The organism is Micromonospora sp. NPDC048907, assembly GCF_055586885.1.
This window is the reverse complement of the sequence record NZ_JBVJHI010000001.1, coordinates 498,221-521,287: the sequence shown is the minus strand read 5'-3', so window position 1 is coordinate 521,287 and position 23,067 is coordinate 498,221. Positions and strand designations below refer to the sequence as shown.

Genomic DNA, 23,067 nt, shown 5'->3' with positions numbered 1-23,067 from the left:
AGGAGGCGACGTGGACGAGGACGCGGGAACGCCGGAACCGGCGGCACGAAACCGGGCCGCGGGCCCACGACAGGCCTGGGCCGGGCTGCCCTGGCCGGTACGGACGGCGGTCACCTGGAGCGCCTGTCTCGTGGTGGTGATCGTCGCGCTCTGGCTGCTCGGGAAGATCGCGGTGCTGCTGGCCCCGCTGGCCGTGGCGCTGGCCGGCACGCTGTTCCTCACCGCACTGCTCGACCCGGTGCTGCTCGGACTGCGCCGGCTCCGGGTGCCGCCGGCGCTGGCCGCCCTGCTCAGCGTCCTGCTGCTGCTCGGCGTCCTGGTGGGCGTCGGCGCGCTGGTGTGGAACCTGACGGCGAGCCAGTTCGGCGAGCTGAGCCAGCAACTCGACCAGGGCCTGCAACGCAGCCGGGACTTCGTCACCTCCAGCCTGCCGGTGACCGACGAACAGCTCGACCGCCAGGTCGAGCAGATCCGGCAGGGGCTCAGCGGCAGCGCCCCCGATCCGGTCGCCGGGGCGCGGACGGCCGCCGAGGTTGCCGGCTCGATCCTGCTCGGACTGGTGCTGCTCTTCTTCCTGCTCAAGGACGGCCGGTCGATGTGGCACTGGGTGCTGCGCCGGATGACCGGGCCGCGCCGGGACGTGACCGCCGAGGCGGGCCGGGCCGGCTGGCGGACGCTGGGCGCGTACAGCCGCGGCACGATGATCATCGCGGCGATCGACGCGATCGGCATCGGGCTGGCGCTGGTGGTGCTGCGCGTCCCGCTGGCCCTCCCCCTCGCGCTGATCACCTTCCTCGGCGGGTTCGTGCCGATCATCGGCGCCACCGTGGCCGGCGCGATCGCCGTGCTGGTCGCCCTGGCCGCCAACGGCCCCACCACCGCCCTGCTCACCCTCGCCGCGGTGATCGCCGTGCAGCAGATCGAGGGCAACCTGCTGGAGCCGCTGGTGATGAAGCGGCAGGTCCAGCTCCACCCGGCGGTCATCCTCGTGGTGGTCACCGCCGGCACGCTGATCGCCGGCATCGCGGGTGCGTTCGTCTCGGTGCCGATCGCCGCCGTCACCTGGCGGGTGCTGGACACCGTGCAACGCCACCGCGCCGCCCTTCCGGACTGACCCATCCCGGTCGCGGCGGCAGAGGCGGGTGCGCTGCCCGCCCGATCCGGCCCGGTCAGGCCGGGTGGGGCTGGCGCAGGTGGGTGGTGAACCAGGTCCCGGCCTGGTCGGCCACCTGTTCCAGGGTGCCCGGCTCCTCGAAGAGGTGCGTGGCGCCGGGCACGATCCGCAGCTCGGCGATGTCGCCCAGCTCCGCCCGGGCCTGCTCGTTGAGCACGATCACCTCCTCGTCCAGCCCACCGACGATCAGCAGCGTCGGTGCGCGTACCGCCGAGAGCGAGCTGCCGGCCAGGTCCGGACGGCCACCACGGGAGACCACCGCCCCCACCTGGTCGGGCCGGGCGGCCGCGGCGACCAGTGCGGCGGCCGCGCCGGTGCTCGCGCCGAAGAGCCCGATCGGCAGCCGGCCCAGGGTCGGCTCGCCGGCCATCCAGTCCACGATCGCGGCCAGCCGCTCGGCGAGCATCCCGATGTCGAAGCGCAGCTCGGCGGTGACCGCGTCCCGCTCGTCCTCCTCCGGGGTCAGCAGGTCGACCAGCACGGTGCCCAGCGCCCGCCCGTTGAACTCGTGCGCCACCGCGACGTTGCGCGGGCTGTGCCGCGAACTGCCACTCCCGTGCGCGAACAACACCACCCCCACGGCCCCCGACGGCACCATCACATCGGCAACCAGCCCACCTTCCACAACAGGAACACTCACCTCACGCCCATCCCCCATACCCCACACCTCCTCCCCCGGGGCATACCCAACACCGGCGTGATCATGAAGTTGGCGGCAAGGAGAGCGGTTTCCACCACCGCTAACTTCATGATCACCGGGGCGAACGGCGGGGGCAGGGGGGCGGGGGGCGGGGGGCGGCAGGGGGCGGTTGAGGGTTGCCTTGACGTCGGCGGCAAGGTTTAGCGTTTGGGCGGTCAGGGGGCGAGCGCCAGGTGGGGGCGGGTGGGATGCGGATCGGTGAGTTGGCCGAGCGGGCCGGGACCAGCACCCGGACCCTGCGCTACTACGAGTCCCAGGGGCTGGTGTGCCCACGCCGGTCGGCGAACGGCTACCGGGTCTACGACGAGGCGGAACTGCGCGTCGTGCACGAGATCCGGGCGCTGCTGGCGGTCGGCTTCGGGCTGGACGACATCCGGCCGTTCGTGGCCTGCCTGCGGGCCGGCAACAGCTCCGGCGACGTCTGCCCCGACTCGGTGGCGGTGCTGCGGCGCAAGCTCGCCGAGGTGGACGACTACCTGGACCGGCTCGGCACGGTCCGCCACCAGCTGCACGACCAGCTCGCCCGCGCGATCGCCCATCGGGAGGAAACATGCCTCAGGACACGCAACAGGGCCGACTGACCCCGGTCACCGACGAGACCTTCGCGGCCACCGTGCTGGCGGCCGACCGGCCGGTGGTGGTCGACTTCTGGGCGGAGTGGTGCCCGCCCTGCCGCCCGGTCTCCCGCCACCTGGCGGAGCTGGCCGAGGAGTTCGGCGACGCGCTGCGCTTCGTCACCGTCAATTCGGACGAGAACCCGCAGACCACGCGGGCGTACCAGATCATGTCGATGCCGACGATGCTGGTGTTCCGGGACGGCCAGGTGGTCGGCTCGATCGTCGGCGCACGGCCGAAGAACCACCTGCGGCTGAGCTTCGCTCGGCACCTGGACGGTTGAGCCCGCCGGGATCGGGAAGGCGCGGGGTGACCACGGACCCCGACGGATCGCGAGGCTCGTCATGGCGAAGCAGGACAGGTCCCGAGAGCAGGAGCTCACCGATCAGGAAAACCGCAAACAGGAGCTGAAGGGCTCGCCGGACTGGGCGGACCGCGCCTCCGTGGCACGCACCGCCGACGACGCGCGGGCGACGGCTCCGCGCGACGCCGGCGGCCGGCCGTCCAACGGCCGCCAGTTCTGAGGTACGCCGACGAAGCCCCGGCCCGCACGCGGGCCGGGGCTTCGCTCAGCTCATGTTCTCGGGCAGGTGCAGCAGGGGCGCCCGCCCCGGCGGCTGCTCCAGCTGCGGCCCGGACGGGTGCGCCGGCGGCACCGGCACGGTGACCGGCTGGGCGGCGGTGACGCGCAGCGGCTCGCCGTGGTGCCGCAGCTCCAGCACGGTGTCCGGCCCCCCGTTGCGCAGCGAGTACGTCGTCTGGTGCGGCCGGACGTCGACCCGCAGCCGCATGGAACGCCACTGGAGGGAGAACTCCAGTCGGCTGAGCCGGCTGGAGAGTCGCGGCGAGAACGAGAGCGTCCCGTCGTGGTCGCGCAGGCCGCCGAAGCCGGCCACGAGGGCGATCCAGGCCCCGGCGAGCGAGGCCATGTGCACGCCGTCCCGGGTGTTCTCGTTCAGGTCGTGCAGGTCCATCAGCGCGGCCTCGCGCAGATAGCGGTGGGCCAGCTCGGGGTGACCCACCTCGGCCGCCATCACCGCCTGGGTGCAGGCGCTCAGCGAGGAGTCCCGGACGGTGCGCCGCTCGTAGTAGCTGAAGTTCCGCACCTTCTCCGCGTCGCTGAACGCGTCGCCCCGCCAGTGCATGGCGAGCACCAGGTCCGCCTGCTTGACGACCTGCTTCCGGTACAGGTCGAAGTACGGGTAGTGCAGCAGCAGCGGGTACTTCTCCGGCGGCGTGTGCTCGAAGTCCCACTCCTGCAACCGGGTGAAGCCCTCCACCTGCCCGTGCACTTCGAACTCCGCGTCGTACGGGACGTGCATGGCGTTCGCCGCGTCCCGCCAGGCGGCCGCCTCCTCCTCGGTGACGCCGAGGTCCTGGGCCTGGTCCCGGTGGCGCATCGCGCAGTCGGCGGCGGTGAGCAGGTTCCGCTGCGCCATCAGGTTGGTGTAGACGTTGTCGTTCTTCACGGCGGTGTACTCGTCGGGGCCGGTCACCCCGTCGATGTGGAACCTGCCGGTGCGGTCGTGGTGGCCGAGCGAGCGCCACAGCCGGGCCGTCTCGACCAGCAGTTCCAGCCCGATCTCCCTTTCCAGCGCCCGGTCGCCGGTGACCAGCACGTAGCGGCGCAGCGCGTCGGCGATGTCGGCGGCGATGTGGAACGCGGCCGTCCCGGCCGGCCAGTACGCCGACGACTCCGGCCCCTCGATGGTCCGCCAGGGGAAGGCGGCCCCGGCCAGGTTCAACGTCCGGGCCCGCTCCTGCGCCTGAGCGAGGGTCGAGTAGCGCCAGTGCAGCGCGTCCCGCACCGCGGCCGGCTGGGTGTAGGTGAGCACCGGCAGCACGAACATCTCGGTGTCCCAGAAGGCGTGCCCGTCGTATCCCGGCCCGGTGAGGCCCTTGGCGGCGATGGGGCGGCGTTCCGCGCGGGCGCCGGCCTGGAGCACGTGGAAGAGGCCGAACCGGACCGCCTGCTGCACCTCCGGGTCGCCCTCCACCCGCACGTCGGCGGCGTCCCAGAACTCGTCGAGGTATTCGCGCTGCTCCCGGCGCAGCCCGTCCCAGCCGTCCAGCCGGGCCGCGGCCAGCGCCGCGCCGACCTGGTCGCGCAGCGCGGGCAGCGACCGCCGGCTGGACCAGCCGTACGTCAGGTACTTGACCACCCGCAGCTTCTGGCCGGGCTTGAGCACGCAGCCGATGGTGGTGCGGACCCAGTCCTCGTAGCCCTCGGACTCGATGGTGACGCGCTCCGGGGCGTCCACGTCGTGCGCCATGGCGGCGGCGACCCGCAGCCCGCTGACCTTCGTGCGGTGGATGAGCAGGCCGCCGTCGTCGGTGGTCAGCTGTTCCTCCGCCTGCAACGGCGATTCGAGTACGGCGGCGACGCGGGGATCCTTGCTCTGCGGCGGCAGGGTCTCGTTGGCGACCAGCTCGGACTGGACGATGAGCCGCAGCGGCCCCTCCAGCGCCTCGACCTCGTAGAGGATGGCGGCCACCGCCCGCTGGGTGAACGACACCAGCCGGGTGCTGCGGACCTTCACGTCCCGGTCGGCGGGCGAGCGCCAGTGCAGCTCGCGGTGCAGGGTGCCGGCGCGCAGGTCGAGGACCCGCTCGTGGGAGATCAGTTCGCCGTACCGGACGTCGAGGGGCTCGTCGTCGACCAGCAGCCGGAGCAGCTTGCCGTTGGTGACGTTGACGACGGTCTGCCCGGACTCGGGGAAGCCGAAGCCGGCCTCCGCGTAGGGCAGGGGGCGCAGCTCGTAGAAGGAGTTCAGGTAGGTGCCGGGCAGGCCGTGCGGCTCACCCTCGTCGAGGTTGCCGCGCAGCCCGACGTGGCCGTTGGAGAGGGCGAAGACCGACTCGGACTGGGCCAGCACGTCCATGTCGAGCCGGGTCTCCCGGACGTGCCACGGCTCGACCGGGTACGCCCGTTCGCGGATCACGCGTGCGCCCCGGTAAGCAGCTCCGACAGGTCGGTGACCACCACGTCGGCGCCGTGCGCGCGAAGGTCGTCGGCCTGGCCGACCCGGTCGACGCCGACCACGTATCCGAAGCCGCCGGCCTTCCCGGCGGCGACGCCGGCCAGCGCGTCCTCGAAGACGGCCGCGTTCGCCGGGTCCACGCCGAGCAGCTGCGCGCCGGCGAGGAAGGTGTCCGGGTGCGGCTTGCCGCGCAGCCCGCGCTCGCGGGCGACCAGCCCGTCCACCCGGGCCTCCAGCAGCGGGTCCAGCCCCGCGGCGGCGACCACGTCCCGGCAGTTGGCGCTGGCCGAGACCACGGCGCGCCGCAGCCCGGCCTTCGCCGCCGCCTCCAGGTAGTGCACCGAGCCCTCGTAGACCTCGACGCCGTCGGTGTGGATCCGCTTGAGCAGGATGACGTTCTTCCGGTTGCCCACCCCGTTGACGGTGTCCGCCTCGGGCGGGTCGTCCGGCGAGCCCTCGGGCAGGGTGATGCCGCGCGAGGCCAGGAAGGAGCGCACCCCGTCGGCCCGCGGCTTACCGTCCACGTACCGGTTGTAGTCCGGACCGGGGTCGAACGGACGGAACGGCTCGCCGGTGGCCGCCGACCGGGCCGAGAGGAACGCGTTGAACGTCTCGGTCCAGGCGGCGTTGTGCACCTTGGCGGTCTGCGTCAGCACACCGTCCAGATCGAAGAGACAGGCGGTCACCTGCGCGGGTAGGCCCAGCATTGCCTGAATCTATCCATGGCACCGGCCGGGCAAACCCCATTCGGACCTCAGCGCTTCGGGCGGAGTGTCCAGATCACGGTGAGCGCCGACGTCCCGGTGCCGTCCTCGGTGCCGATCTCCACCTCGACCGGGAACTCCGGTCGCTGCCCGGCGTCCAGCTCGGCGAGCACCTCGGCCGGGGGACGACCGAGCCGCGCGGTGGCCAGCACCGGCCCCATGGCGACCTTCTGGTAGCGGATGGTGGCGGTCACGGCCAGCGGTACGGCCCGGTCGAGCACCTGCCCGAACGCCGCCAGCACCACCGCCCCGGAGGCGGTCTCGCCGAGGGTGAACATGGCCCCGGCGTGCGGGCCGCCGACGTGGTTGTGGTGCTCCGGGATGTCGGGGAGCCGGACCACGGCCCGGACGCCGCCCTCGGCCTCGGGGGCGACCTCGACGAATTCGATACCGAGCGTGCGGGCGAACGGCACGGCCTCCAGCAGGCCGGCCGCCACCTGGCGAGAGTCGATGGACATGCCCAGACGCTACTCGTCAGTAACTTGCCCGGCAAGGCCGATCGGCCCGTCAAGGACCACTCCGCGCCCCGCCCCACCCAGCCCTCGAAGCGGGGCGGGTCCCCCGAAGGAGGCCGCATGGACGATCGAGCAGATCTTGGTAGGAAGGTGCCCGTGGAGGGGCCACGCCGTACCAAGATCTCGCCGGGAGCGACCACAGCGGAGCGGTGGAGGGACTGTTCGGCGCACACGGCGCTCCGGCCCATGTGGTGCTGCCGGGCCTGTGGGCTGCCGTGGCCCTGTGCGCAGGCCCGCCTGTTGCTCAAGGCCGAGTACGCGGACGACCAGATCGGGCTCTCGCTCCACCTGTGCGGGCTACTGCACGAGGCGGCGCGGGACCTCTACCGCCTGAACCCGGACGCGGGCCCGTTCCCCGCCGACCTGTTCCGGCGCTTCGTGGCGTGGCGCCCCTACCGCCGGCCCGTTGTGGACCCGCCCCAATTGACCGGCCTCCCTCACCGAGAGTGCGGGACCGCCGGGCTCACTGCGAGTGACGCCGCGACGGACCACCGCGAAAGGTCCCGCGCGCCTTTGCTCTGCAGCCATCCAGGCATCACGCGGTTGAGCTGCTGTCCCCCACCCGCGTCCGCCGCGTCGCTGAACCAACGCGCTCACCCAGAGCAACCGCTGCGTCCATGGCTGCAGAGCAAAGGCGCGGAAGGGCTCCTCCCGGGTCAGCGCGGTCCGTGACACAGCGTGTTCCGGCGCGGGACAACCAGCGCGGAAGATCGGCAGCGGCCGCCGGCAGGAGAATGCCGCCGGGGAGGCTCCTCAGCGCCAGCCGACGTCGATCCGGTCGCCGCGCTCGTCGAAGAAGTGCAGGGCGTCCATCCGCACCTGGACGGCGAGCGGGTGCCCCGCCGACACCTGCGGGTACGGGGCCAGCCGCACGGCCAGCTCCGCCGGGCGGCGGTGGTGCCGGCCCGGATCGGGGAGCACGCTGGTCCGGTTTCCGCCGCCGCTCGGCGCGGCGGAGACGGGCGCGTCCGCCGGTCGCCCGGCGAGCCGCTGCATGACCTGACCGAACCGGCGCAGGCCGCGCTGGCCGGGGTCGCTGTTCTCCGGCCGGCTGCCCATCTCGTCCACCACGATGGCCGTGGCACCGATGTCGAGGAAGGCCAGCGACTCGTGGCCGTGGTGCTCGAGGTAGCGGATCCGGCCGTGCAGCACGTCGCCGGCGGTGTCGGGGGCGACCGGGGTGAGCGCCTCGGCCCGCATGCCCACCACGATCCGCTCGCCGTGGTAGTGGGCCACGGCCCGGCTGCGGATGTCGTCCCACGGCAGGTACAGCGACTGCTCGCCGAGGTTCAGCGTGACGTACCGGTCGAGGTGGACGTAGACCGACGCCTCCAGCAGGTTCATCCGCGGGCTGCCGAGGAACGCGGCGACGTAGAGGGTGGCGGGGCGCCCGTACACCTGGGTGGGTGTGCCCACGTCCTGGAGCACGCCCTTGCGCATGATGGCGACCCGGTCGGCCATGGTCAGCGCCTCGGCCTGGTCGTGCGTGACGTAGATGGTGGTGACGCCCAGCTCGCGGGTCAGCCCGGAGATCTCGGCGCGCAGCTCGGCGCGGAGGCCGCTGTCCAGGTTGGACAGCGGCTCGTCCATGAGGAACAGGCCGGGCCGGCGCACTATGGCGCGGCCCATCGCCACCCGCTGCCGCTGGCCGCCGGAGAGCTGGCTGGGCTTGCGGGCGAGCACGTCGCCGATGCCCAGGGCGCTCGCCACGTCCTGGATCCGCTCGCCGCGCGGTCCGGGCTCGATGCCGGAGAGCCGGAGCGGGAAGCCGATGTTGTCGCCGACGGTCATGTGCGGGTAGAGCGCGAAGTCCTGGAAGACCATGGCGATCTTCCGGTCCCGCGGCGGCAGGTCGTTGGCGACCTCGCCCCCGAGCATCACCGCGCCCGAGGTGGGATCCTCCAGCCCGGCGACCATCCGCAGCACAGTGGACTTGCCGCAGCCCGAGGGGCCGAGCAGCACCATGAACTCGCCGTCGTTGACGTCCAGATTGATGGTGTCGACCGCGACTGTCCCGTCCTGGAACACCTTGGTGACATCCTTGAGCGCGACGGTGGTCACCGTCTGCCTCCCCAGCTCTCGGCCGAACCCGGGAATGACTGTGACCAGGATCATGGCCTCCGCACATCGGGTAAACGTGCCATGTTCGGCTCGTGAAAGAACCATTAACGAGATTGGCGGCCTTCCATCAGTAAAGCGACCGCTCAGTAACCGGTTTTTCGGCCGATTCGCCCAGAAAGACCCGGCGGACCACCCGCTCGGCGGCGTGCCCGTCGTCCAGCGCGCAGAACCGGGCCCGGAACCGCTGCCGGGCCTGCTCCGCGGCCGCCCCGCGCACCGCGCCGCTGCGGAAGACGTCGAGCAGCCCGGGAAAGTCGACGGCGACCGCGCCCGGCGGCTCGGCCAGCAGGTCGAAGTAGACGCCCCGGGCCACCCGGTACGCGTCCCAGTCCGGCGCGTAGACCACGATCGGGCGGTCGAGCACCCCGTAGTCGAACATCGCCGAGGAATAGTCGGTGACCAGCACGTCCGCGGCCAGGTAGAGATCCTCGACCCGGTCGTACGCGCTCACGTCCAGCACCCCGTCGGCCGAGGGCCCCTGCGGCCGGCGCTCCCGGTCGTGGAAGTAGTGGCTGCGCATCAGCAGCCGCGCGGACGGGCCCAGCACCTCGCGCAGCCGGTCCGGGTCGAACGGCGGCCGCCAGCCCGGCAGGTGCTCCCGGTGGGTCGGCGCGTAGAGCACCACGTACTCGTCCGGGCCGATGCCCAGCCCCGCGCGGGCCTGGCGGCACTCCTCGGCGGTGGCCAGCGCCAGCCGGTCGTTGCGGGGGTAGCCGACCTCCAGAGTGGTGTAGTCGGCCGGGTAGGCCCGCTCCCACATCTGGGTGGAGAAGCTGTTCGAGCTGACGCTGTAGTCCCAGCGGTCCACCCGGCGCAGCAGGTTCGCGAAGTTCATGCCCGCCGCGCCGACCGGATAGCGCTGCTGGTCCAGCCCCATCACCTTGACCGGGGTGCCGTGGTGGGTCTGGACGTGCACCGAGCCCGGTCGCTTGCGGACGAAGTCCGGGAAGTTGACGTTGTTGACCAGCCACCGGGCCCGGGCCAGCACCCGGTAGTAGTCCGGGGTGCCGGCCACCACGTACTCGACGCCCGGCGGCAGGCCGGCCACCCGGTCCCGCCGGACGATCCAGACGCCGCGCACCTGCGGGGCAAGCCGGCGGGCGGCCGCGTAGATGGCGGCCGGGTTGCAGGAGTAGCCCCGGTACCAGTACGAGGCGTAGACGGCGAGCGTCGGGTCGAGCGGGCGGAGCAGCTCGGCCCGGTAGTACTCGTGCAGCACCGCGTCCCGGGCCCGGCGGGCGTTGCGCCGGGCGACCGGCAGCACCCGCCGCTTGACCCGCCGGGCCGAGCGGCGAGCCCGCTCCTCGGCCTGGCGGGCGGCCCGGAGCGCGCTGAACGTCCGCCACCGCCCGGCCGCCACGAGCCGGTGCTTCACCCCCTCCAGCCCGGACGGGACCGGGTAGCCCTCGGGCGGCAGGAAGCGGGCGTAGTCGGCGTGAATCTGCGCGAAGAACGGCGGGCGCAGCTCGGCGGCGATCCGCTCTCCGTTGCCGAGCACGGTCAGGTAGTGCCAGATCATCCGCTCGAAGACGGCCGGCCGCAGCCCGTTCACGACCGCCGGCCCCCACTGGTCCAGGAGCCGGAACACCCGGTGCCACTGGGCGAAGACCTCGAAGTGCCGGTCGCCCCGGGTCCGGGTGATCGCCCCGGTGCGGCGCTGCCGGTAGTTGAGGCAGACCCGGTCCAGCACGCCGATCCGCTCGGCGGCCATCAGCACCGGATAGCTGAACGAGACGTCCTCGTACCAGCCGGGCGCGAAGCGCAGCCCCTGCTCGACCAGGAACTCCCGGCGGACCAGCCGGTTCCAGGCGGTGTGCAGCAGCTTGAGGGTCTCCGGCCGCTCCCGCAGCCGGAAGGTCGCCTCGCCGGGCGACTCGGGGAACACGTCCCGCATGGCGCTGCGCGTGCCGACGTTGTTCCAGTGCGCCCGGACGTGGTCGACGATCAGCACGTCCGGGCGGGTGGCGCGGAGCCGGTCGGCCACGTGCGGCAGGCAGCCGGGGACCAGCCAGTCGTCGCCGTCGACGAACCAGACGTAGTCGCCGACGGCCCGGTCCAGCCCGATGTTGCGGGCCGGACCGAGCCCGACGTTCTCGGTGAGCCGGACCGGGTGGACCCGGGGGTCGCGGGCCCCGTACTCGTCCAGGATCTCGCCGCTGTCGTCCGGGGAGGCGTCGTCGATCCCGATCACCTCGACGTCCTCGAACGGCTGGTCGAGGATCGAGTCGAGACACTCCCGGAGGTAGCCCTGCACCTTGAAGGCCGGTACGACGAAGCTGATCAGGGTCATCCCGGCCGGCCCTCCGTCAGCCCGGCGAGCGGTCACCCCCACGGACGCGGGCCGGCAGGACCACCCAGGCGAGGACCACGCTCGCGACAAAAACCACGAGAAGGTACGCACCGAGTGTAGCTAGAGCGATGCTCGCGATTCCGGCGATTGACCCGATGGTCAGCAGCGCCGACCGCCCCTCCCAGCCCAGCGAGGCGGGATGCAGCGGTGGCGCGGCCTGCCGCTTCTCCAGCCGGGCGGTCAGGTCGTAGTGGTGCAGGGTCAGCACGAAGACGTACCCGAAGATGAGCCACGGCGGCACCCGCCCGGCCACCCCGACGGCGATCGCGAACAGGTACTCCCCGGCGCGCAACGCGGCCGGGACCAGCCAGTCCAGCGGCCCGCCGTGCGCCGCCCGTGCGCCCAGCGCGCCACCCAGCAGCACCAGCAGGCCGAGGGGGACGACCCAGGCGCTCAGGTCGGCGCCCGCGTGCACCACCCGCAGCGCCGCGACCAGCACCGCCGCCGCGCCCAGCGCGCCGAGCGCCGCCAGCGCCAGCGGCTGCCGGGCGGCCGGCAGCGTCCGGGCCAGCGGCCCGTCGTCGCGGTGCAGGCCGGTGTCGACCGCGCCCATCACCGGCACCCGCATCCACCGCGCCCGCAGGGTGCGCAGCGCCCCCGTGTACGCGAACGCCAGCACCCCCCACACCAGCACCGCGCAGAGCGCCACCAGCGGCCCGAACAGCGCGGCGGCCACCGCCATGAGCGCCCACCGCTCGCCGATCGGGAAGACCACGGTCCGCTTCAGCCAGTAGGAGACCGAGCCGGTGTCCGCCTGCACCTTCGTCGAGGCGGCGTTCAGCTTCCCGCCGATGCCGCCCGCGTCCCCGGTCGCCGCGCGCGGGCGGCGGGCCGCCTCGTCGTGCAGCACCCCGTACCAGGTGTCGGTCATGTGGCGCACGGTCTGCAGGGTCATGGCGGCGATCGCCAGGGCCCAGCCGTAGCGGAAGCCGGCGTGCGTGGCGCCGTAACCGAGACCGGCGTAGACCACGTACTCCTTGGCCCGGTCGGCCATCGTGTCGAGCCAGCCGCCCCAGGCGCTGAAGTGCCGCGTGTAGCGGGCCAGCTGGCCGTCCACGCAGTCCAGCACGAAGCCCAGGTAGAGCAGGATCCCACCGGCCACCAGCGCGGGCCGCCCGCCGGCACCGAAGAGCACGGCCGCGGCCACCGCGAACGCCACCGAGATCATGGTGACCGCGGTCGGGCCCAGGCCGATCCGGGCGGCGGCCTTCGTGACGTACGGGGACCAGGTGCTGACGAAGAACGTGGTGAAGAAGTCGTCCCGCTCCTTCACCGACAGCTTCAGCTCGGCCCGGTCCTCGTCGACCGCGGCCACGGCCGCCTGCGCCACGGCCAGCTCCGCCGGGTCGCCGACCCGGTGCGCCACGAGCAGGCGTACCCGGTGGGCGAAGACCAGGGTGCCGCAGCCGACGAGGCCGGCGACGACCCGGTCCAGGGCGGACCCCGGGCCGTCCAGGGCCGGCGCCGGGCCGGTTGCGGGCCCGCCCACGGCGCGGGCGGCGGCGGCGAGGGCCGGAAGGTCGGCGGGGCCGACCCGCAGCGCGCCCCCGAACACGCCGGTGAGGCCCGCCGGGTCGTCCACGGCGACCACCTGGCCGCGCTCCTCGCGGACGGTCACCTGCCCGGCGGCCGGCGGATCGGTGAGCACCAGGGCCACCGTCGGCCCCACCGGGCTGGTCGCCAGGTGCTTCAGTACGGCGGTGTGCGCCACCAGGTCGGCCCCGCTGACCAGCACCGGCCCCGTGGCGGCGGCCAGCAGGTCGGCCAGCTCGGACAGGTCGCCGGCCACCCGCACCTCGTCCGCCCCGGCCCGGCGCCACTGCCCGGCCAGCCGGTCGGCCAGGCGCTCCCCGGCGTCGGTGGTCAGGCCCGCCGCCGGCCCGGCGGCGAGCACGATGGCGAGCGTCACCGCTGCGTCGCGCCGGCGTACGCCCGCAGCGCCTCGTCGATCGTCCCGTCGACGGTCAGCCGCCCGGCGTCGAGGTAGAGCCCCCGACGACAGAACCGGGTGAGGTCCTTTTCGTTGTGTGACACCAGCACCAGCGTGCGCCCTTCCGCGAGAAGTCGCTCGATGGTCGCATAGCACTTCGCGCGGAACTCGGCGTCCCCGACCGCGGTCACCTCGTCCACCAGCAGCACGGGGTGCGGCAGGTGGGCGATCACCGCGAATCCCAGCCGCACCTTCATGCCCGACGAGTAGTGCCGGACCGAGGTGTCGATGGCCCGTTCCACCTGCTCACCGGCGAACGAGACGATCTCGTCGAAGTGCCGGCGCAGGTACGCCGACGACAGCCCGTGCAGCCCGCCCACCAGGTAGAGGTTCTCCCGGCCGGTCAGGTCGCCGGAGAAGCCCGCGGAGAGTTCGAGCAGCGGCGCCACCCGGCCGTGCACGCGGATCGCGCCCTCGTCGGGGATCAGCACGCCGGCGATCAGCCGTAGCAGCGTGCTCTTGCCGGTGCCGTTGCGCCCCACCACGCCGACCGTCTCGCCCGGCTCGATCCGGAACGACACGTCCCGCAGCGGCCAGAACCGGCCGGCGTCCGGGTCCCGGGAGCCCCGGTGGATGAGCAGTTCCCGCAGCCGGAGCTGCCGGCGGCGGTTGCGGACGAACCGGATGCCGAGCCCGTCCGCCTCGATGATCGCCGCCATTCACAGTTCCTTGAGCACGGCGGGTTCGAGGCGGCGGAACGCCCACCAGCCGAGCGCGAACACCAGCAGGCTGCCCGCCACGGTGACGGTGAGCAGCCGGGCGTCGGGGAACTCGTCCGGGTACCAGATGGCGTGGTGCAGCTGGAAGATCCCGACCAGCGGGTTCAACTCGTACGCGATCTTCAGCCAGCCCGGCATGCCCGAGTCCCGCACCAGGTTCAGCGGATAGATGATCGGGGTGGCGTAGAAGAGCACCCGGATGATCAGCCGCATGATGCGTTCGATGTCGCGCATCAGCACGTTGCCCGCCGACAGCAGCAGCGCGAGCCCCATCAGCAGGACGAACTGCACCGCCACGGCCAGCGGCAGGGCGAGCAGGGTCCAGCCGAGGTGGATCCGGCCGTGCGCGACGTAGAGGATCGCGATGGCGGCCAGGATGGGCAGGCCGGCGAGGTACTCGGCGAACCGGCCGGTGACCCGGCCGATCGGGAAGACCTGCCGGGGCAGGTTCATCGTGGTGATCAGCCGCGCCTGCCCGGTCAGGGCGTTGGCCGCCTCGGTCAGCGCCGAGCTGGCCCACATCCAGGCGAAGATCCCGGTGATCAGGAACAGCGGGTACGACCCGGCCGCGTCGCCCAGGTGCCGCCGGGTGGCGCCGGAGTAGAGGACGCCGAAGACGAACCAGTAGATGAGGCCCATGCCGAGGGGCTCGATGAGCGACCAGAGGTAGCCCAGCACGGACTGCTGGTATTTCACCGCGAGATCACGCCGGACCAGGATGCGCAGCGAGGTGCGGGCGGACCAGAGCGCGGCGACGCCGGACGTCACCGTCCCATCCTGGCCCCGGAGCGTCCCGGCCCGCCGTACGGAGGCGCCCGGTCACCCCTTCGGGGTCAACACTCGATGACGTTGACCGCGAGGCCGCCCCGCGCCGTCTCCTTGTACTTGATCTTCATGTCGGCGCCGGTCTCCCGCATGGTCTTGATGACCTTGTCGAGCGACACGGCGTGCACCCCGTCGCCGCGCAACGCCAGCCGGGCCGCGGTGATCGCCTTGATGCTGGCCACCGCGTTCCGCTCGATGCACGGGATCTGCACCAGGCCGCCGACCGGGTCGCAGGTGAGCCCGAGGTTGTGCTCCATGCCGATCTCGGCCGCGTTCTCCACCTGCTCGGGCGTGCCACCCAGCGCCTCGGCCAGCCCCGCGGCCGCCATCGAGCAGGCCGAGCCGACCTCGCCCTGGCAGCCCACCTCGGCCCCGGAGATCGAGGCGTTCTCCTTGAACAGCACCCCGATGGCGCCGGCCGCCAGCAGGAAACGGATCACGCCCTCCTCGGAGGCGCCCGGCACGAACCGGGTGTAGTAGTGCAGCACGGCCGGGATGATCCCGGCGGCGCCGTTCGTCGGCGCGGTCACCACCCGGCCGCCGGCCGCGTTCTCCTCGTTGACCGCGAGCGCGAAGAGGGTGACCCAGTCCATGGCGTGCAGCGGGTCGGCGGCGTCGCCCTCCGCCTCCAGGCTGCGGCGCAGCTCGGCCGCCCGGCGGCGCACCTTCAGCCCGCCCGGCAGCACGCCGTCGCGGGCGCAGCCGCTCTCGACGCACTCCTGCATGACCCGCCAGATCTCCAGCAGCCCGGCCCGGACGTCCGCCTCGCTGCGCCAGGACAGCTCGTTGGCGAGCATCACCTCGCTGATCGACAGGCCGGTGGCGGTGGTGATCGACAGCAGCTCCGCGCCGGTGAGGAAGGGGTGGCGGACCCGGGTGCTGTCCGGCTTGATCCGGTCCGCGCCGGCGGCGGCCTCGTCGACCACGAACCCGCCGCCCACGGAGTAGTAGGTGCGGGACCGGACCTGCTGCCCGGCCGCGTCGAAGGCCGCGAAGGTCATGCCGTTCGGGTGGTACGGCAGGGAGCGGCGGCGGTGCAGCACCAGGTCCCGGTCCGGGTCGAAGTCGATCTCCTGGCTGCCCATGAGGCTGAGCCGCCGCTGCGCGCGGATCCACTCCACCCGCGGTCCGACCGAGTCGGTGTCGACGGTTTCGGGGACCTCCCCCTCCAGCCCGAGCAGCACGGCGCGGTCGCTGCCGTGCCCGTGGCCGGTGGCGCCCAGCGAGCCGAACAGCTCGGCCTGCACGCGTACGACGTCGGCGAGCTGGCCGTCGGCCTTGAGCCCGGCCACGAACGTCCGCGCGGCCCGCATCGGCCCCACGGTGTGCGAGCTGGACGGCCCGATGCCGACGCTGAAGAGGTCGAAAACACTGATCATGGCTGCACTTTCCTCGCCGTCGCGTCCCCGTCGTGCGGGTTCGGCCCAGTGTGTGCCGCCTCCCGGTGCGGGGGGCGGCGGGCGGCACCCGGGGTGTGGGCGCCCGACCGGCGAGCCTACCCGCCCCCGCCACCTCCCGCCCGCGCCCCGGCACGCCCCCAGCCTGCGCCTCCGCCCGTCTCCCCGCCGTCACCGCCGCGCGCCGCCGTCACCGCCGCTCGCCGCCGTCACCGCCGCGCGCCGCCGTCACCGGCGCGTGCCGCCGCCACCGCCCACGCCGGGACCGGCGGAGCCGGACGGGCCGGCGGACCCGGACGAGGGTCGGGCGGGGGCCGCCGGGGTAAAGCACCTACGGGTTCCCGGGTCGCCGATCCTCCTCGGGACCGAGGGCGGGAGGCGCGTCCATTCCTACCGTGGAATCAGCGCGGCGGATCGCCGCAGAAGTGGGAGTTCGACGATGAGTCGCAAATTGGTCCGGCCCCGCCAGGGGCGCATGTTCGCCGGCGTCTGCGCCGGCCTGGCCCAGCGGTTCGGCATGTCGGCCGGCATGGTCCGGCTGCTGTTCCTGCTGTCGCTGCTGCTGCCCGGCACACAGGTGATCGTCTACCTGATCCTCTGGGTCCTCATGCCGAACGAGGACCGCTACCTGGCCGCCGGCCGTCACTGACCCGCGGCGCCCGCCCCGGGACCACCCGGGGCGGGCGCGCCGGCGTCAGGGCGCCGTGTAGGTGACGGTCACCTTCTGGTAGCCGAGGGAGCGGAGGAGCCCCTCCAGCATCTTGCGGGTGTTCTCCTGGGCCCGGGCGGTGAGCCCGCTGTCGCGGGCCGCCGCGGTGATCCGGTCCTCGGCGAGCTGGTAGACCTGCTGCTGCCGGTTGGGGTCGCCGCCGACCAGGTCGTTCAGCCGGTTGATCAGACCGCGCTGCTCGGCGAAGACGTAGCTCTTGTCCATGTCCAGGTCGGTCTCGCCGAGCTGCGGCGCGGGCAGCTTGATCTCCACGGACTTGCCGTCGTCGGAGACCACCACGGCCCCGTCGGCGATCTTCCCGAAGTCGACGTACGCCTCGATCCGCCCCGCCCCGACGAACAGCGTGCGCTCGTTGAGCAGGAAGTCCGGCACGTTGCGCCGGTCCTTCTGCACGTCGACGACCACCTGGAAGTTGCCCTCGGCGGCCACGTAGCGGCTCAGGTCGCGGATCGACTTGAGCAGCGGCGGCTGGCTGCGGTCGGTCTGCTCCTTGGCGAACGGGTTGCGGAACTCCGGCAGCAGGCCGGTCGCCTGCACGCCGAGCAGCACCACCACGGCCAGCGCGGCCGCGCCGAGCACCCAGAGCAGGCCGCGCACCGGGCCGCCGGACGACACCGGGGCGCCGGGCCGGGCCTCGGACGGACCGTCGGACCGGGCCCGGAGGGACTCGCCGGTCGGGTATTCCGGGAACTCCCTGGTGGGCTCGTTGCTGTCACCGTCGCGGGCCATCGCCCCTCACCGTCCTCGTCAGACACATCGACTGGGAATGACGGTACGGCCACCGTGCGACAGTCGCTCGCCGAGCGACCCGATCGGGTGAATCAGCAGGTCAGGCGAACGCGGAGAGCCCGGTCAGCCGCTGCCCGATGACCAGCTGGTGGATCTCCGAGGTGCCCTCGTAGGTCAGCACGCTCTCCAGGTTGTTGGCGTGCCGCATCACCGGGTACTCGCCGGACACCCCGTTCGCGCCCAGGATGGTCCGGCACTCCCGGGCGATGGCCAGGGCCTCCCGCACGTTGTTCAGCTTGCCCACGCTGACCTGGTCGGGACGCAGCTTCCCGGCATCGGCCAGCCGGCCCAGGTGCAGGGCCAGCAGCAGCCCCTTGTTCCACTCGACGGCCATGTCGGCGAGCTTGGCCTGGGTGAGCTGGAAGCCGGCCAGCGGCCGGCCGAACTGGGTCCGGGTGGTCGCGTAGGACAGCGCGGTCTCCAGGCAGTCGCGGGCCGCGCCGAGCGCGCCCCAGACGATGCCGTGCCGGGCCTCGGTGAGGCAGCTCAACGGCGCCTTGAGCCCGATGGCCTCGGGCAGCCGGGCGTCCGCCGGCAGCCGCACGTCGTCGAGGGCGATCTCGCCGGTCAGCGACGCGCGCAGCGACATCTTGTGCCGGATCTCCCGCGCCGTCACGCCGGGCGTGTCCATGGGTACGGCGAAGCCACGCACACCCTCGTCGGTGCGCGCCCAGACCACCCCGACGTCGGCGATCGGCGCGTTGGTGATCCACAGCTTGCTGCCGTTGAGGATCCAGTCGTCGCCGTCGCGGCGGGCGCGGGTGGCCATCGAGGCCGGGTCGGAGCCGTGGTCCGGCTCGGTCAGCCCGAAGCAGCCGATCGCCTCGCCGGCCGCCATGGCGGGCAGCCAGCGCTGCTTCTGCTCCTCGCTGCCGTAGCGCCAGATGGCGTACATGGCCAGCGAACCCTGCACCGACACCAGCGAGCGGAGGCCCGAGTCGCCCGCCTCCAGCTCCAGGCAGGCCAGCCCGTACGCGACGGCCGACGCCCCGGCGCAGCCGTAGCCGGTGAGGTGCATGCCGAGCAGGCCGAGCTTGCCGAACTCGCGGGCCAGCTCCCGGGCCGGGACGCGACCGTCCTCGTACCAGCCGGCGACGTGCGGGCGGACCCGGTCGTCGACGAGCTGGCGCACGACGGCACGGATCTGCCGCTCCTCCTCGCCCAGCGACGCGTCGATGTCCAGCAGGTCGAGAGGGGTCATGGCGTCACCTTAACGAAGACTCAGGGGCGGGTCACTCGGGCTGACCGCTGAGCACCAGCACCCGGGCGTGGATCTGGTTGCGCTGCTGGAGCGCCGCGCGCAGCGCCCGGTGCAGCCCGTCCTCCAGGTAGAGACCGCCGTTCCACTGCACCACGTGCGGGAAGAGGTCGCCGTAGAAGGTGGAGTCCTCCGCGAGGAGCTTGTCGAGCGCCAGCTCCCGCTTGGTCGTGATGAGCTGGTCCAGCCGCAGCGGGCGCGGCGGGATCTCGGCCCACTGCTTGAGCGTGAGGTTGTGCTCCGGGTAGGGACGCCCGTCCCGGACCGCCCTGAAGATCACGGCACGCTCCCCTCCCCCCGGCCGGGCTGATGATGTCGGTGCCAGCCTAGCCGCACCCGCCACACCGCGTTTTACTCCCTCATGTCGGTTTCGCTACCGCCGTTACCCGGGCCGGACGCGCCGAACCACCCTCAGGTCCAGCGGCCCCGCCGGACCACCTCGTCCACCGGCCGGCGACCGCGCCGCAACGACGGTGACCGATGGTCGGGCATCCGGTAACCCACCGTGACCGCGCCGATCGGGTGGTACTCCGCCGGCACGCCGAACGCCTCCCGGTACGCCCCGATGCGCTGCGGCGGGATGCCGAAGAAACAGGCGCCCAACCCCTCGTCCACGGCGGTGAGCAGCATCAGCAGGGCGGCGAAACCGGTGTCCACATACCAGTAGGGCACCGGCCAGCGGTCCTCCGAACGGTCCGCCCAGCCCTTGTCCGGCTCGGCGTACCGGTCAAGGTACGCGGAACGGTTGGCGTGCGGCACCACGATCAGCGGGGCCTTGCGCATCCCGGCCAGCCAGCGCTCCCGGCCGCCGCCGCCCGGGGTGGCCGCCGCCCAGAACCGCTCCCGGTCCGCCGGCTCCTCCAGCACCAGGAAGCCCCAGCCCTGGGCGAAACCGGCCGACGGGGCCCGCACGGCGTGGTCGAGCAGCCGGTCCACCACGTCGGGCGGGACCGGGCGGTCCGGGTCGTAGTTGCGCACCATCCGGCGGCGCCGGACAACCTCGGCGAACTCCACGCTCAGGCCCCGGGCCGGATGCCCCAGGTGCCCCGCCAGGTCTGCCCGGGGGCCAGGGTGATCAGGTCCTTGCCGGAGCGGAACGCGTCGGCCGGGCAGGTCATCGGCTCGACCGCCACCGAGCGCCGGTGCCGCTCCCCGGTGAGGGTGTCCCCGGTGAAGACCTGCCACCAGCCGAACTCGCCGTCGGCCCAGATGTGCACCGCGGCCGAGCCGTCCGGGGCGGCCAGGGTCACCGACGAGCCGCCGTCGGCGTCCCGCGCCACGTCGCCGAAGGCCAGGTCGAGCACCGCGTCGCCGATGGCCCGGGGCTCGGTGTAGTCGTACTCCGAGCCGGCCACCTCCGTCGCGGCCACCGGCAGCAGCCGGTTGTCCAGCAGCACCCGGGTCCGCCCCGGCACCCGCAGGGTCAGCTCGTCCACGCCCACCTTCGGCAGTTGCAGGTAGGGGTGCACGGAGAAGCCGAACGGGGCCGGCTCGCCGGACAGGTTCGTCACCTCGTGGTCGGCGCGCAACCCGTCCGCGCCGACGCTCCACCGGCTCCGCAGCCGCAGCGCCCACGGGTAGCCGGGGCTGGGCGGCAGCTCGTAGCCGATCGTCACGCTCTCCGGGGACTGCTCGACGAGCTGCCACCGCACCCAGTTGACCAGCCCGTGGATGGCGTTGTGCCGGGCCGGCTCGGTCAGGTCGAGCTGGAACGACCGGTCGCCGAAGGTGTAGGCGCCGTCGCGGATCCGGTTCGGCCAGGGCGCCAGCACGTGGCCGGCCGACCCGGGGGCCAGCTCGTCCGCCTCGTACCCGTCGAGGTAGTCGATGCCGTCGTGGCGGTAGGTCCGCAGGCCCCCGCCGACCTCGACCACGACGGCCTCGTGGCCGCCGGCCGCAATGGTCCACTGTGCTCCGGACGGGGACGGGCGCGCGTCGGTCTCCATGCCGGCGACCTTAGTCCGTCTCCCCCGCCCGCCGCCCGGCGCGGCCGGCGGCGTCCCAGCGTGCGGCCGGTCCGGCCCGGGGCGGCGGTCCGCCCCGGGCCGTCGGTCAGGTCCGCTCGGTGCTCCGCTCGCCGGCCTCGGCGGCCCGGTAGCGGAGCAGGGCCGGGAAGACCGCCACGAGCAGCACCGCGAGCACGGCCGACGCGAGACCGCCGCCCACCATGGCGATGGTCGTGCCGGACGCGGCGGCCATCGCGCCCGCCCGCAGGTCACCCAGGCGCGGGCCACCGGCGACCACCACCGTGTTGACGCCCTGGAGCCGGCCGCGCATCCGGTCCGGCGCATAGATCAGCAGCATCGACTGGCGCAGGGTGGCGCTCACCAGGTCGGCGGCGCCGGCCAGGCCGAGCAGCGCCACCACCAGCCAGAGCTGGCGGGCCAGCCCGGCGGCGGCGATCGCCACGCCCCAGCCGACCACGGCCACCACCAGCACGACGCCCTGCCGGCGGACCCGGCCGATCCAGCCCGAGGTGAGGCCGCCCAGCATCGCGCCGATGGCAATGGCGCTGTAGAGCCAGCCGACCGCCGCCCCGCCGCCGAAGCGCTCGTGCGCCAGCTCCGGAAAGAGCGCCCGGGGCATGGCCAGGATCATGGCGATCAGGTCGATGGCGAAGGAGAGCAGCAGCACCGGCGTGGTCGCCAGGTAGCGGAGCCCGTCGACGATGCTGGCCAGCCCCGCCCTGCGCGGCGCCCCGTCGCCGTCCGGGTCCGGCTCGGGGGGCATGGCCGGCAGCCGCAGGGTGGCCCAGAGCGACACGGTGAACAGCAGCCCGTCGACCCCGTACGCGATCGGCAGCCCCACGTCGGTGCGCCACGTGGCGAAGATCAGACCGGCGGCGAGCGGCCCGAAGACCGAGGTCGCGGTGAACGTGGTGAAGTTCAGCGTGCTGGCCGCCGGCACCAGCTCGGCCGGCACCAGACGGGGCAGGATCGCGCTCCGGGTCGGCGACGTGATCGCGAACGCGATCGACTGCACCGCGACCAGGGCCAGCAGCAGCAGCGGGCTGCCCACCCGCAGCAGCGACTGGACCAGCAGCGCCAGCGTCGACGCCCAGAGCAGGGCGCCACCGCCCAGCAGCACCCGCCGCCGGTCCCGGGCGTCGGCGACCGCCCCGCCCCACAGCCCGAAGACCAGCAGCGGCAGGAAGCCGGCGATCCCGAGCAGGCCGACCCAGAACGAGCCCCCGGTCAGGTCGAACATCTCCACCGGCACCGCCACGGCGGTGAACTGGAAGCCGAACATCGCCACGGCGTTGCCGAGCCACACCCGGCGGTACGCGGGCACGCCCAGCGGACGCAGGTCGATCGCCCAGCGGCGCGCTCCGCGCGGCCGGGCCTCCCGCACCCCCGTCACGGGGCGAGCCGCTCGGTGACCCAGGCGCCGTCCCCGGTACGCCGGAACCGCAGCCGGTCGTGCAGCCGGCTGGCCCGGCCCTGCCAGAACTCGACCGTCTCCGGCCGCACCCGGAAGCCGCCCCAGTGCGGCGGTGCGGGGATCTCGGCCACGCCGGCGAAGCGCTCGGCTGCCGCCCGGTACGCCGCGTCCAGCGCCGCCCGGTCCGGCACCACCCGCGACTGGGCGCTGGCCCAGGCGCCGAGTTGGGAACCGCGCGGCCGGGCGGCGAAGTACGCCTCGGTCTCGGCCCGGTCGACCCGGCTCACCCGACCGGTGACCGTCACCTGCCGGTGCATCGGAAACCACGGGAAGACCAGGCTGGCCCACGGGTTCGCGGTCGCCTCGCCGCCCTTGCGGGAGCCGTAGTTGGTGTAGAAGACGAACCCGTCCGGGTCGTACCCCTTGAGCAGCACGGTGCGGCCGCTCGGCCGCCCCTCGGCGTCGGCGGTGCCGACGACCATGGCGTTCGGTTCGGGCAGCGGATACGCCACCGCGTCGGCGAACCAGCGGGCGAACTGGGTGTGCCAGTCCGGCGCGAGATCCGATTCGGAAAGGCCCAGGTCGGCGGCGTACTCGTTACGCATACCGGCCGGGGCAGGTGTGTCGCCCGTCACTCTCGTCGTCCCTCTCCCGGGGATGCCGGCGTCCCCCGACGCTGGCCAGGCCCCAGCGTCCAGTCTTCTCCAGCCCGTGAGCTTGTCCACCGGCGGGGATGTCATGTGGCGCACACCCGCCGC

At 73.3% G+C, this 23,067-nt stretch carries 22 protein-coding genes and 1 pseudogene; 6 read left to right on the top strand and 17 right to left on the bottom strand.

What is annotated here, in order from left to right; all coding sequences use genetic code 11:
• Positions 1–10: 10 nt before the first annotated feature.
• Complete coding sequence (locus tag ACZ6PY_RS02595; protein WP_466068557.1) at positions 11–1,114, top strand: AI-2E family transporter; 1,104 nt, start codon at positions 11–13, stop codon at positions 1,112–1,114.
• A 55-nt stretch (positions 1,115–1,169) separates the two neighbouring features.
• Here the strand turns inward: ACZ6PY_RS02595 and ACZ6PY_RS02590 are convergent, their stop codons facing one another.
• Positions 1,170–1,832 carry a dienelactone hydrolase family protein gene (locus ACZ6PY_RS02590; RefSeq protein ID WP_466068555.1) on the bottom strand — a complete coding sequence of 221 codons (663 nt, stop codon included), beginning with the start codon at positions 1,830–1,832 and terminating at the stop codon, positions 1,170–1,172.
• A gap of 230 nt (positions 1,833–2,062) precedes the next feature.
• Between ACZ6PY_RS02590 and ACZ6PY_RS02585 the strand changes: the two genes are divergently transcribed.
• The 3 genes from ACZ6PY_RS02585 (at position 2,063) to ACZ6PY_RS02575 (ending at position 3,013) form a co-directional block, all read left to right on the top strand.
• Complete coding sequence (locus ACZ6PY_RS02585) at positions 2,063–2,455, top strand: MerR family transcriptional regulator (protein ID WP_466068554.1); 393 nt, start codon at positions 2,063–2,065, stop codon at positions 2,453–2,455.
• Positions 2,425–2,772, top strand: coding sequence for a thioredoxin (gene trxA, locus ACZ6PY_RS02580; RefSeq protein ID WP_466068552.1), 348 nt, complete (start codon positions 2,425–2,427; stop codon positions 2,770–2,772). The genes ACZ6PY_RS02585 and trxA overlap by 31 nt, the downstream gene beginning before the upstream one ends.
• Positions 2,773–2,833: 61 nt before the next feature.
• A complete protein-coding gene (locus ACZ6PY_RS02575) occupies positions 2,834–3,013 on the top strand; it encodes a hypothetical protein (RefSeq protein WP_262283215.1) in 180 nt (59 codons plus the stop codon).
• A gap of 45 nt (positions 3,014–3,058) precedes the next feature.
• On the opposite strand, the gene ACZ6PY_RS02570 is transcribed toward ACZ6PY_RS02575, so the two are convergent.
• Genes ACZ6PY_RS02570 through ACZ6PY_RS02560 form a run of 3 tightly spaced genes read right to left on the bottom strand, consistent with a single transcriptional unit; the run spans position 3,059 to position 6,692 of the window.
• Entirely contained in the window at positions 3,059–5,431 is a 2,373-nt protein-coding gene (locus ACZ6PY_RS02570) for a glycoside hydrolase family 65 protein (RefSeq protein ID WP_466068550.1), read from the bottom strand.
• Entirely contained in the window at positions 5,428–6,177 is a 750-nt protein-coding gene (locus tag ACZ6PY_RS02565; RefSeq protein WP_466068548.1) for a beta-phosphoglucomutase family hydrolase, read from the bottom strand. Before ACZ6PY_RS02565 ends, ACZ6PY_RS02570 begins: the two co-directional genes overlap by 4 nt.
• Positions 6,178–6,224: 47 nt before the next feature.
• Positions 6,225–6,692: a DUF4442 domain-containing protein gene (locus ACZ6PY_RS02560; RefSeq protein WP_466068546.1), complete on the bottom strand. Its 468-nt coding sequence runs from the start codon at positions 6,690–6,692 to the stop codon at positions 6,225–6,227.
• Positions 6,693–6,869: 177 nt separating this feature from the next.
• On the opposite strand from ACZ6PY_RS02560, the pseudogene ACZ6PY_RS02555 reads away from it, so the two are divergent.
• Positions 6,870–7,163: pseudogene (locus ACZ6PY_RS02555) on the top strand (hypothetical protein); the annotation flags it as partial.
• A gap of 339 nt (positions 7,164–7,502) precedes the next feature.
• Here ACZ6PY_RS02555 and ACZ6PY_RS02550 read toward each other — a convergent pair.
• The 6 genes from ACZ6PY_RS02550 to ACZ6PY_RS02525 all read right to left on the bottom strand — a co-directional run bounded on the left by ACZ6PY_RS02550 (position 7,503) and on the right by ACZ6PY_RS02525 (position 16,133).
• Complete coding sequence (locus tag ACZ6PY_RS02550) at positions 7,503–8,810, bottom strand: ABC transporter ATP-binding protein (RefSeq protein WP_466068544.1); 1,308 nt, start codon at positions 8,808–8,810, stop codon at positions 7,503–7,505.
• Positions 8,811–8,937: 127 nt separating this feature from the next.
• A complete protein-coding gene (locus tag ACZ6PY_RS02545; protein WP_466068542.1) occupies positions 8,938–11,160 on the bottom strand; it encodes a bifunctional glycosyltransferase/CDP-glycerol:glycerophosphate glycerophosphotransferase in 2,223 nt (740 codons plus the stop codon).
• A 16-nt stretch (positions 11,161–11,176) separates the two neighbouring features.
• Positions 11,177–13,129: a DUF5941 domain-containing protein gene (locus ACZ6PY_RS02540; RefSeq protein WP_466068540.1), complete on the bottom strand. Its 1,953-nt coding sequence runs from the start codon at positions 13,127–13,129 to the stop codon at positions 11,177–11,179.
• Complete coding sequence (locus tag ACZ6PY_RS02535; RefSeq protein ID WP_151464683.1) at positions 13,126–13,869, bottom strand: ABC transporter ATP-binding protein; 744 nt, start codon at positions 13,867–13,869, stop codon at positions 13,126–13,128. Before ACZ6PY_RS02535 ends, ACZ6PY_RS02540 begins: the two co-directional genes overlap by 4 nt.
• Complete coding sequence (locus ACZ6PY_RS02530) at positions 13,870–14,697, bottom strand: ABC transporter permease (RefSeq protein ID WP_466068538.1); 828 nt, start codon at positions 14,695–14,697, stop codon at positions 13,870–13,872.
• A gap of 65 nt (positions 14,698–14,762) precedes the next feature.
• On the bottom strand, positions 14,763–16,133 hold the full coding sequence (locus tag ACZ6PY_RS02525; RefSeq protein WP_466068537.1) for an L-serine ammonia-lyase: 1,371 nt from the start codon (positions 16,131–16,133) through the stop codon (positions 14,763–14,765).
• 457 nt (positions 16,134–16,590) lie between these two features.
• Between ACZ6PY_RS02525 and ACZ6PY_RS02520 the strand changes: the two genes are divergently transcribed.
• Positions 16,591–16,800 carry a PspC domain-containing protein gene (locus tag ACZ6PY_RS02520; protein WP_466068535.1) on the top strand — a complete coding sequence of 70 codons (210 nt, stop codon included), beginning with the start codon at positions 16,591–16,593 and terminating at the stop codon, positions 16,798–16,800.
• 45 nt (positions 16,801–16,845) lie between these two features.
• Here ACZ6PY_RS02520 and ACZ6PY_RS02515 read toward each other — a convergent pair whose 3' ends face one another.
• From ACZ6PY_RS02515 to pdxH, 7 genes are all read right to left on the bottom strand, one after another.
• Positions 16,846–17,610: a DUF4230 domain-containing protein gene (locus ACZ6PY_RS02515; protein ID WP_466068533.1), complete on the bottom strand. Its 765-nt coding sequence runs from the start codon at positions 17,608–17,610 to the stop codon at positions 16,846–16,848.
• 100 nt (positions 17,611–17,710) lie between these two features.
• The gene (locus tag ACZ6PY_RS02510; protein WP_466068531.1) at positions 17,711–18,871 is read right to left on the bottom strand and encodes an acyl-CoA dehydrogenase family protein; all 1,161 of its coding nucleotides are present in this window, start codon (positions 18,869–18,871) and stop codon (positions 17,711–17,713) included.
• Between the two features lie 31 nt (positions 18,872–18,902).
• Positions 18,903–19,208: a type II toxin-antitoxin system VapB family antitoxin gene (locus ACZ6PY_RS02505; protein WP_073839113.1), complete on the bottom strand. Its 306-nt coding sequence runs from the start codon at positions 19,206–19,208 to the stop codon at positions 18,903–18,905.
• A gap of 131 nt (positions 19,209–19,339) precedes the next feature.
• Complete coding sequence (locus ACZ6PY_RS02500) at positions 19,340–19,942, bottom strand: nitroreductase family protein (protein ID WP_466068529.1); 603 nt, start codon at positions 19,940–19,942, stop codon at positions 19,340–19,342.
• A gap of 2 nt (positions 19,943–19,944) precedes the next feature.
• Complete coding sequence (locus tag ACZ6PY_RS02495) at positions 19,945–20,874, bottom strand: aldose 1-epimerase family protein (RefSeq protein WP_466068527.1); 930 nt, start codon at positions 20,872–20,874, stop codon at positions 19,945–19,947.
• Positions 20,875–20,980: 106 nt separating this feature from the next.
• Positions 20,981–22,288 (bottom strand): MFS transporter, encoded by a 1,308-nt coding sequence (locus tag ACZ6PY_RS02490; RefSeq protein WP_466068526.1) that lies wholly within the window; start codon positions 22,286–22,288, stop codon positions 20,981–20,983.
• Positions 22,285–22,914, bottom strand: a complete 630-nt coding sequence (gene pdxH / locus ACZ6PY_RS02485) for a pyridoxamine 5'-phosphate oxidase (RefSeq protein ID WP_466068525.1) — start codon at positions 22,912–22,914, stop codon at positions 22,285–22,287. Before pdxH ends, ACZ6PY_RS02490 begins: the two co-directional genes overlap by 4 nt.
• Positions 22,915–23,067: the final 153 nt, after the last annotated feature.

What these genes read in the sequence shown, in the direction of transcription:
- ACZ6PY_RS02565 (WP_466068548.1), bottom strand. Translation starts at nt 6,177, where the DNA reads ATGCTGGGCCTACCCGCGCAGGTGACCGCCTGTCTCTTCGATCTGGAC.
- ACZ6PY_RS02545 (WP_466068542.1), bottom strand. Translation starts at nt 11,160, where the DNA reads ATGACCCTGATCAGCTTCGTCGTACCGGCCTTCAAGGTGCAGGGCTAC.
- trxA (WP_466068552.1), top strand. Translation starts at nt 2,425, where the DNA reads ATGCCTCAGGACACGCAACAGGGCCGACTGACCCCGGTCACCGACGAG.
- ACZ6PY_RS02560 (WP_466068546.1), bottom strand. Translation starts at nt 6,692, where the DNA reads ATGTCCATCGACTCTCGCCAGGTGGCGGCCGGCCTGCTGGAGGCCGTG.
- ACZ6PY_RS02590 (WP_466068555.1), bottom strand. Translation starts at nt 1,832, where the DNA reads ATGGGGGATGGGCGTGAGGTGAGTGTTCCTGTTGTGGAAGGTGGGCTG.
- pdxH (WP_466068525.1), bottom strand. Translation starts at nt 22,914, where the DNA reads ATGCGTAACGAGTACGCCGCCGACCTGGGCCTTTCCGAATCGGATCTC.
- ACZ6PY_RS02535 (WP_151464683.1), bottom strand. Translation starts at nt 13,869, where the DNA reads ATGGCGGCGATCATCGAGGCGGACGGGCTCGGCATCCGGTTCGTCCGC.
- ACZ6PY_RS02585 (WP_466068554.1), top strand. Translation starts at nt 2,063, where the DNA reads ATGCGGATCGGTGAGTTGGCCGAGCGGGCCGGGACCAGCACCCGGACC.
- ACZ6PY_RS02575 (WP_262283215.1), top strand. Translation starts at nt 2,834, where the DNA reads ATGGCGAAGCAGGACAGGTCCCGAGAGCAGGAGCTCACCGATCAGGAA.
- ACZ6PY_RS02525 (WP_466068537.1), bottom strand. Translation starts at nt 16,133, where the DNA reads ATGATCAGTGTTTTCGACCTCTTCAGCGTCGGCATCGGGCCGTCCAGC.
- ACZ6PY_RS02515 (WP_466068533.1), bottom strand. Translation starts at nt 17,610, where the DNA reads ATGGCCCGCGACGGTGACAGCAACGAGCCCACCAGGGAGTTCCCGGAA.
- ACZ6PY_RS02510 (WP_466068531.1), bottom strand. Translation starts at nt 18,871, where the DNA reads ATGACCCCTCTCGACCTGCTGGACATCGACGCGTCGCTGGGCGAGGAG.
- ACZ6PY_RS02495 (WP_466068527.1), bottom strand. Translation starts at nt 20,874, where the DNA reads ATGGAGACCGACGCGCGCCCGTCCCCGTCCGGAGCACAGTGGACCATT.
- ACZ6PY_RS02520 (WP_466068535.1), top strand. Translation starts at nt 16,591, where the DNA reads ATGAGTCGCAAATTGGTCCGGCCCCGCCAGGGGCGCATGTTCGCCGGC.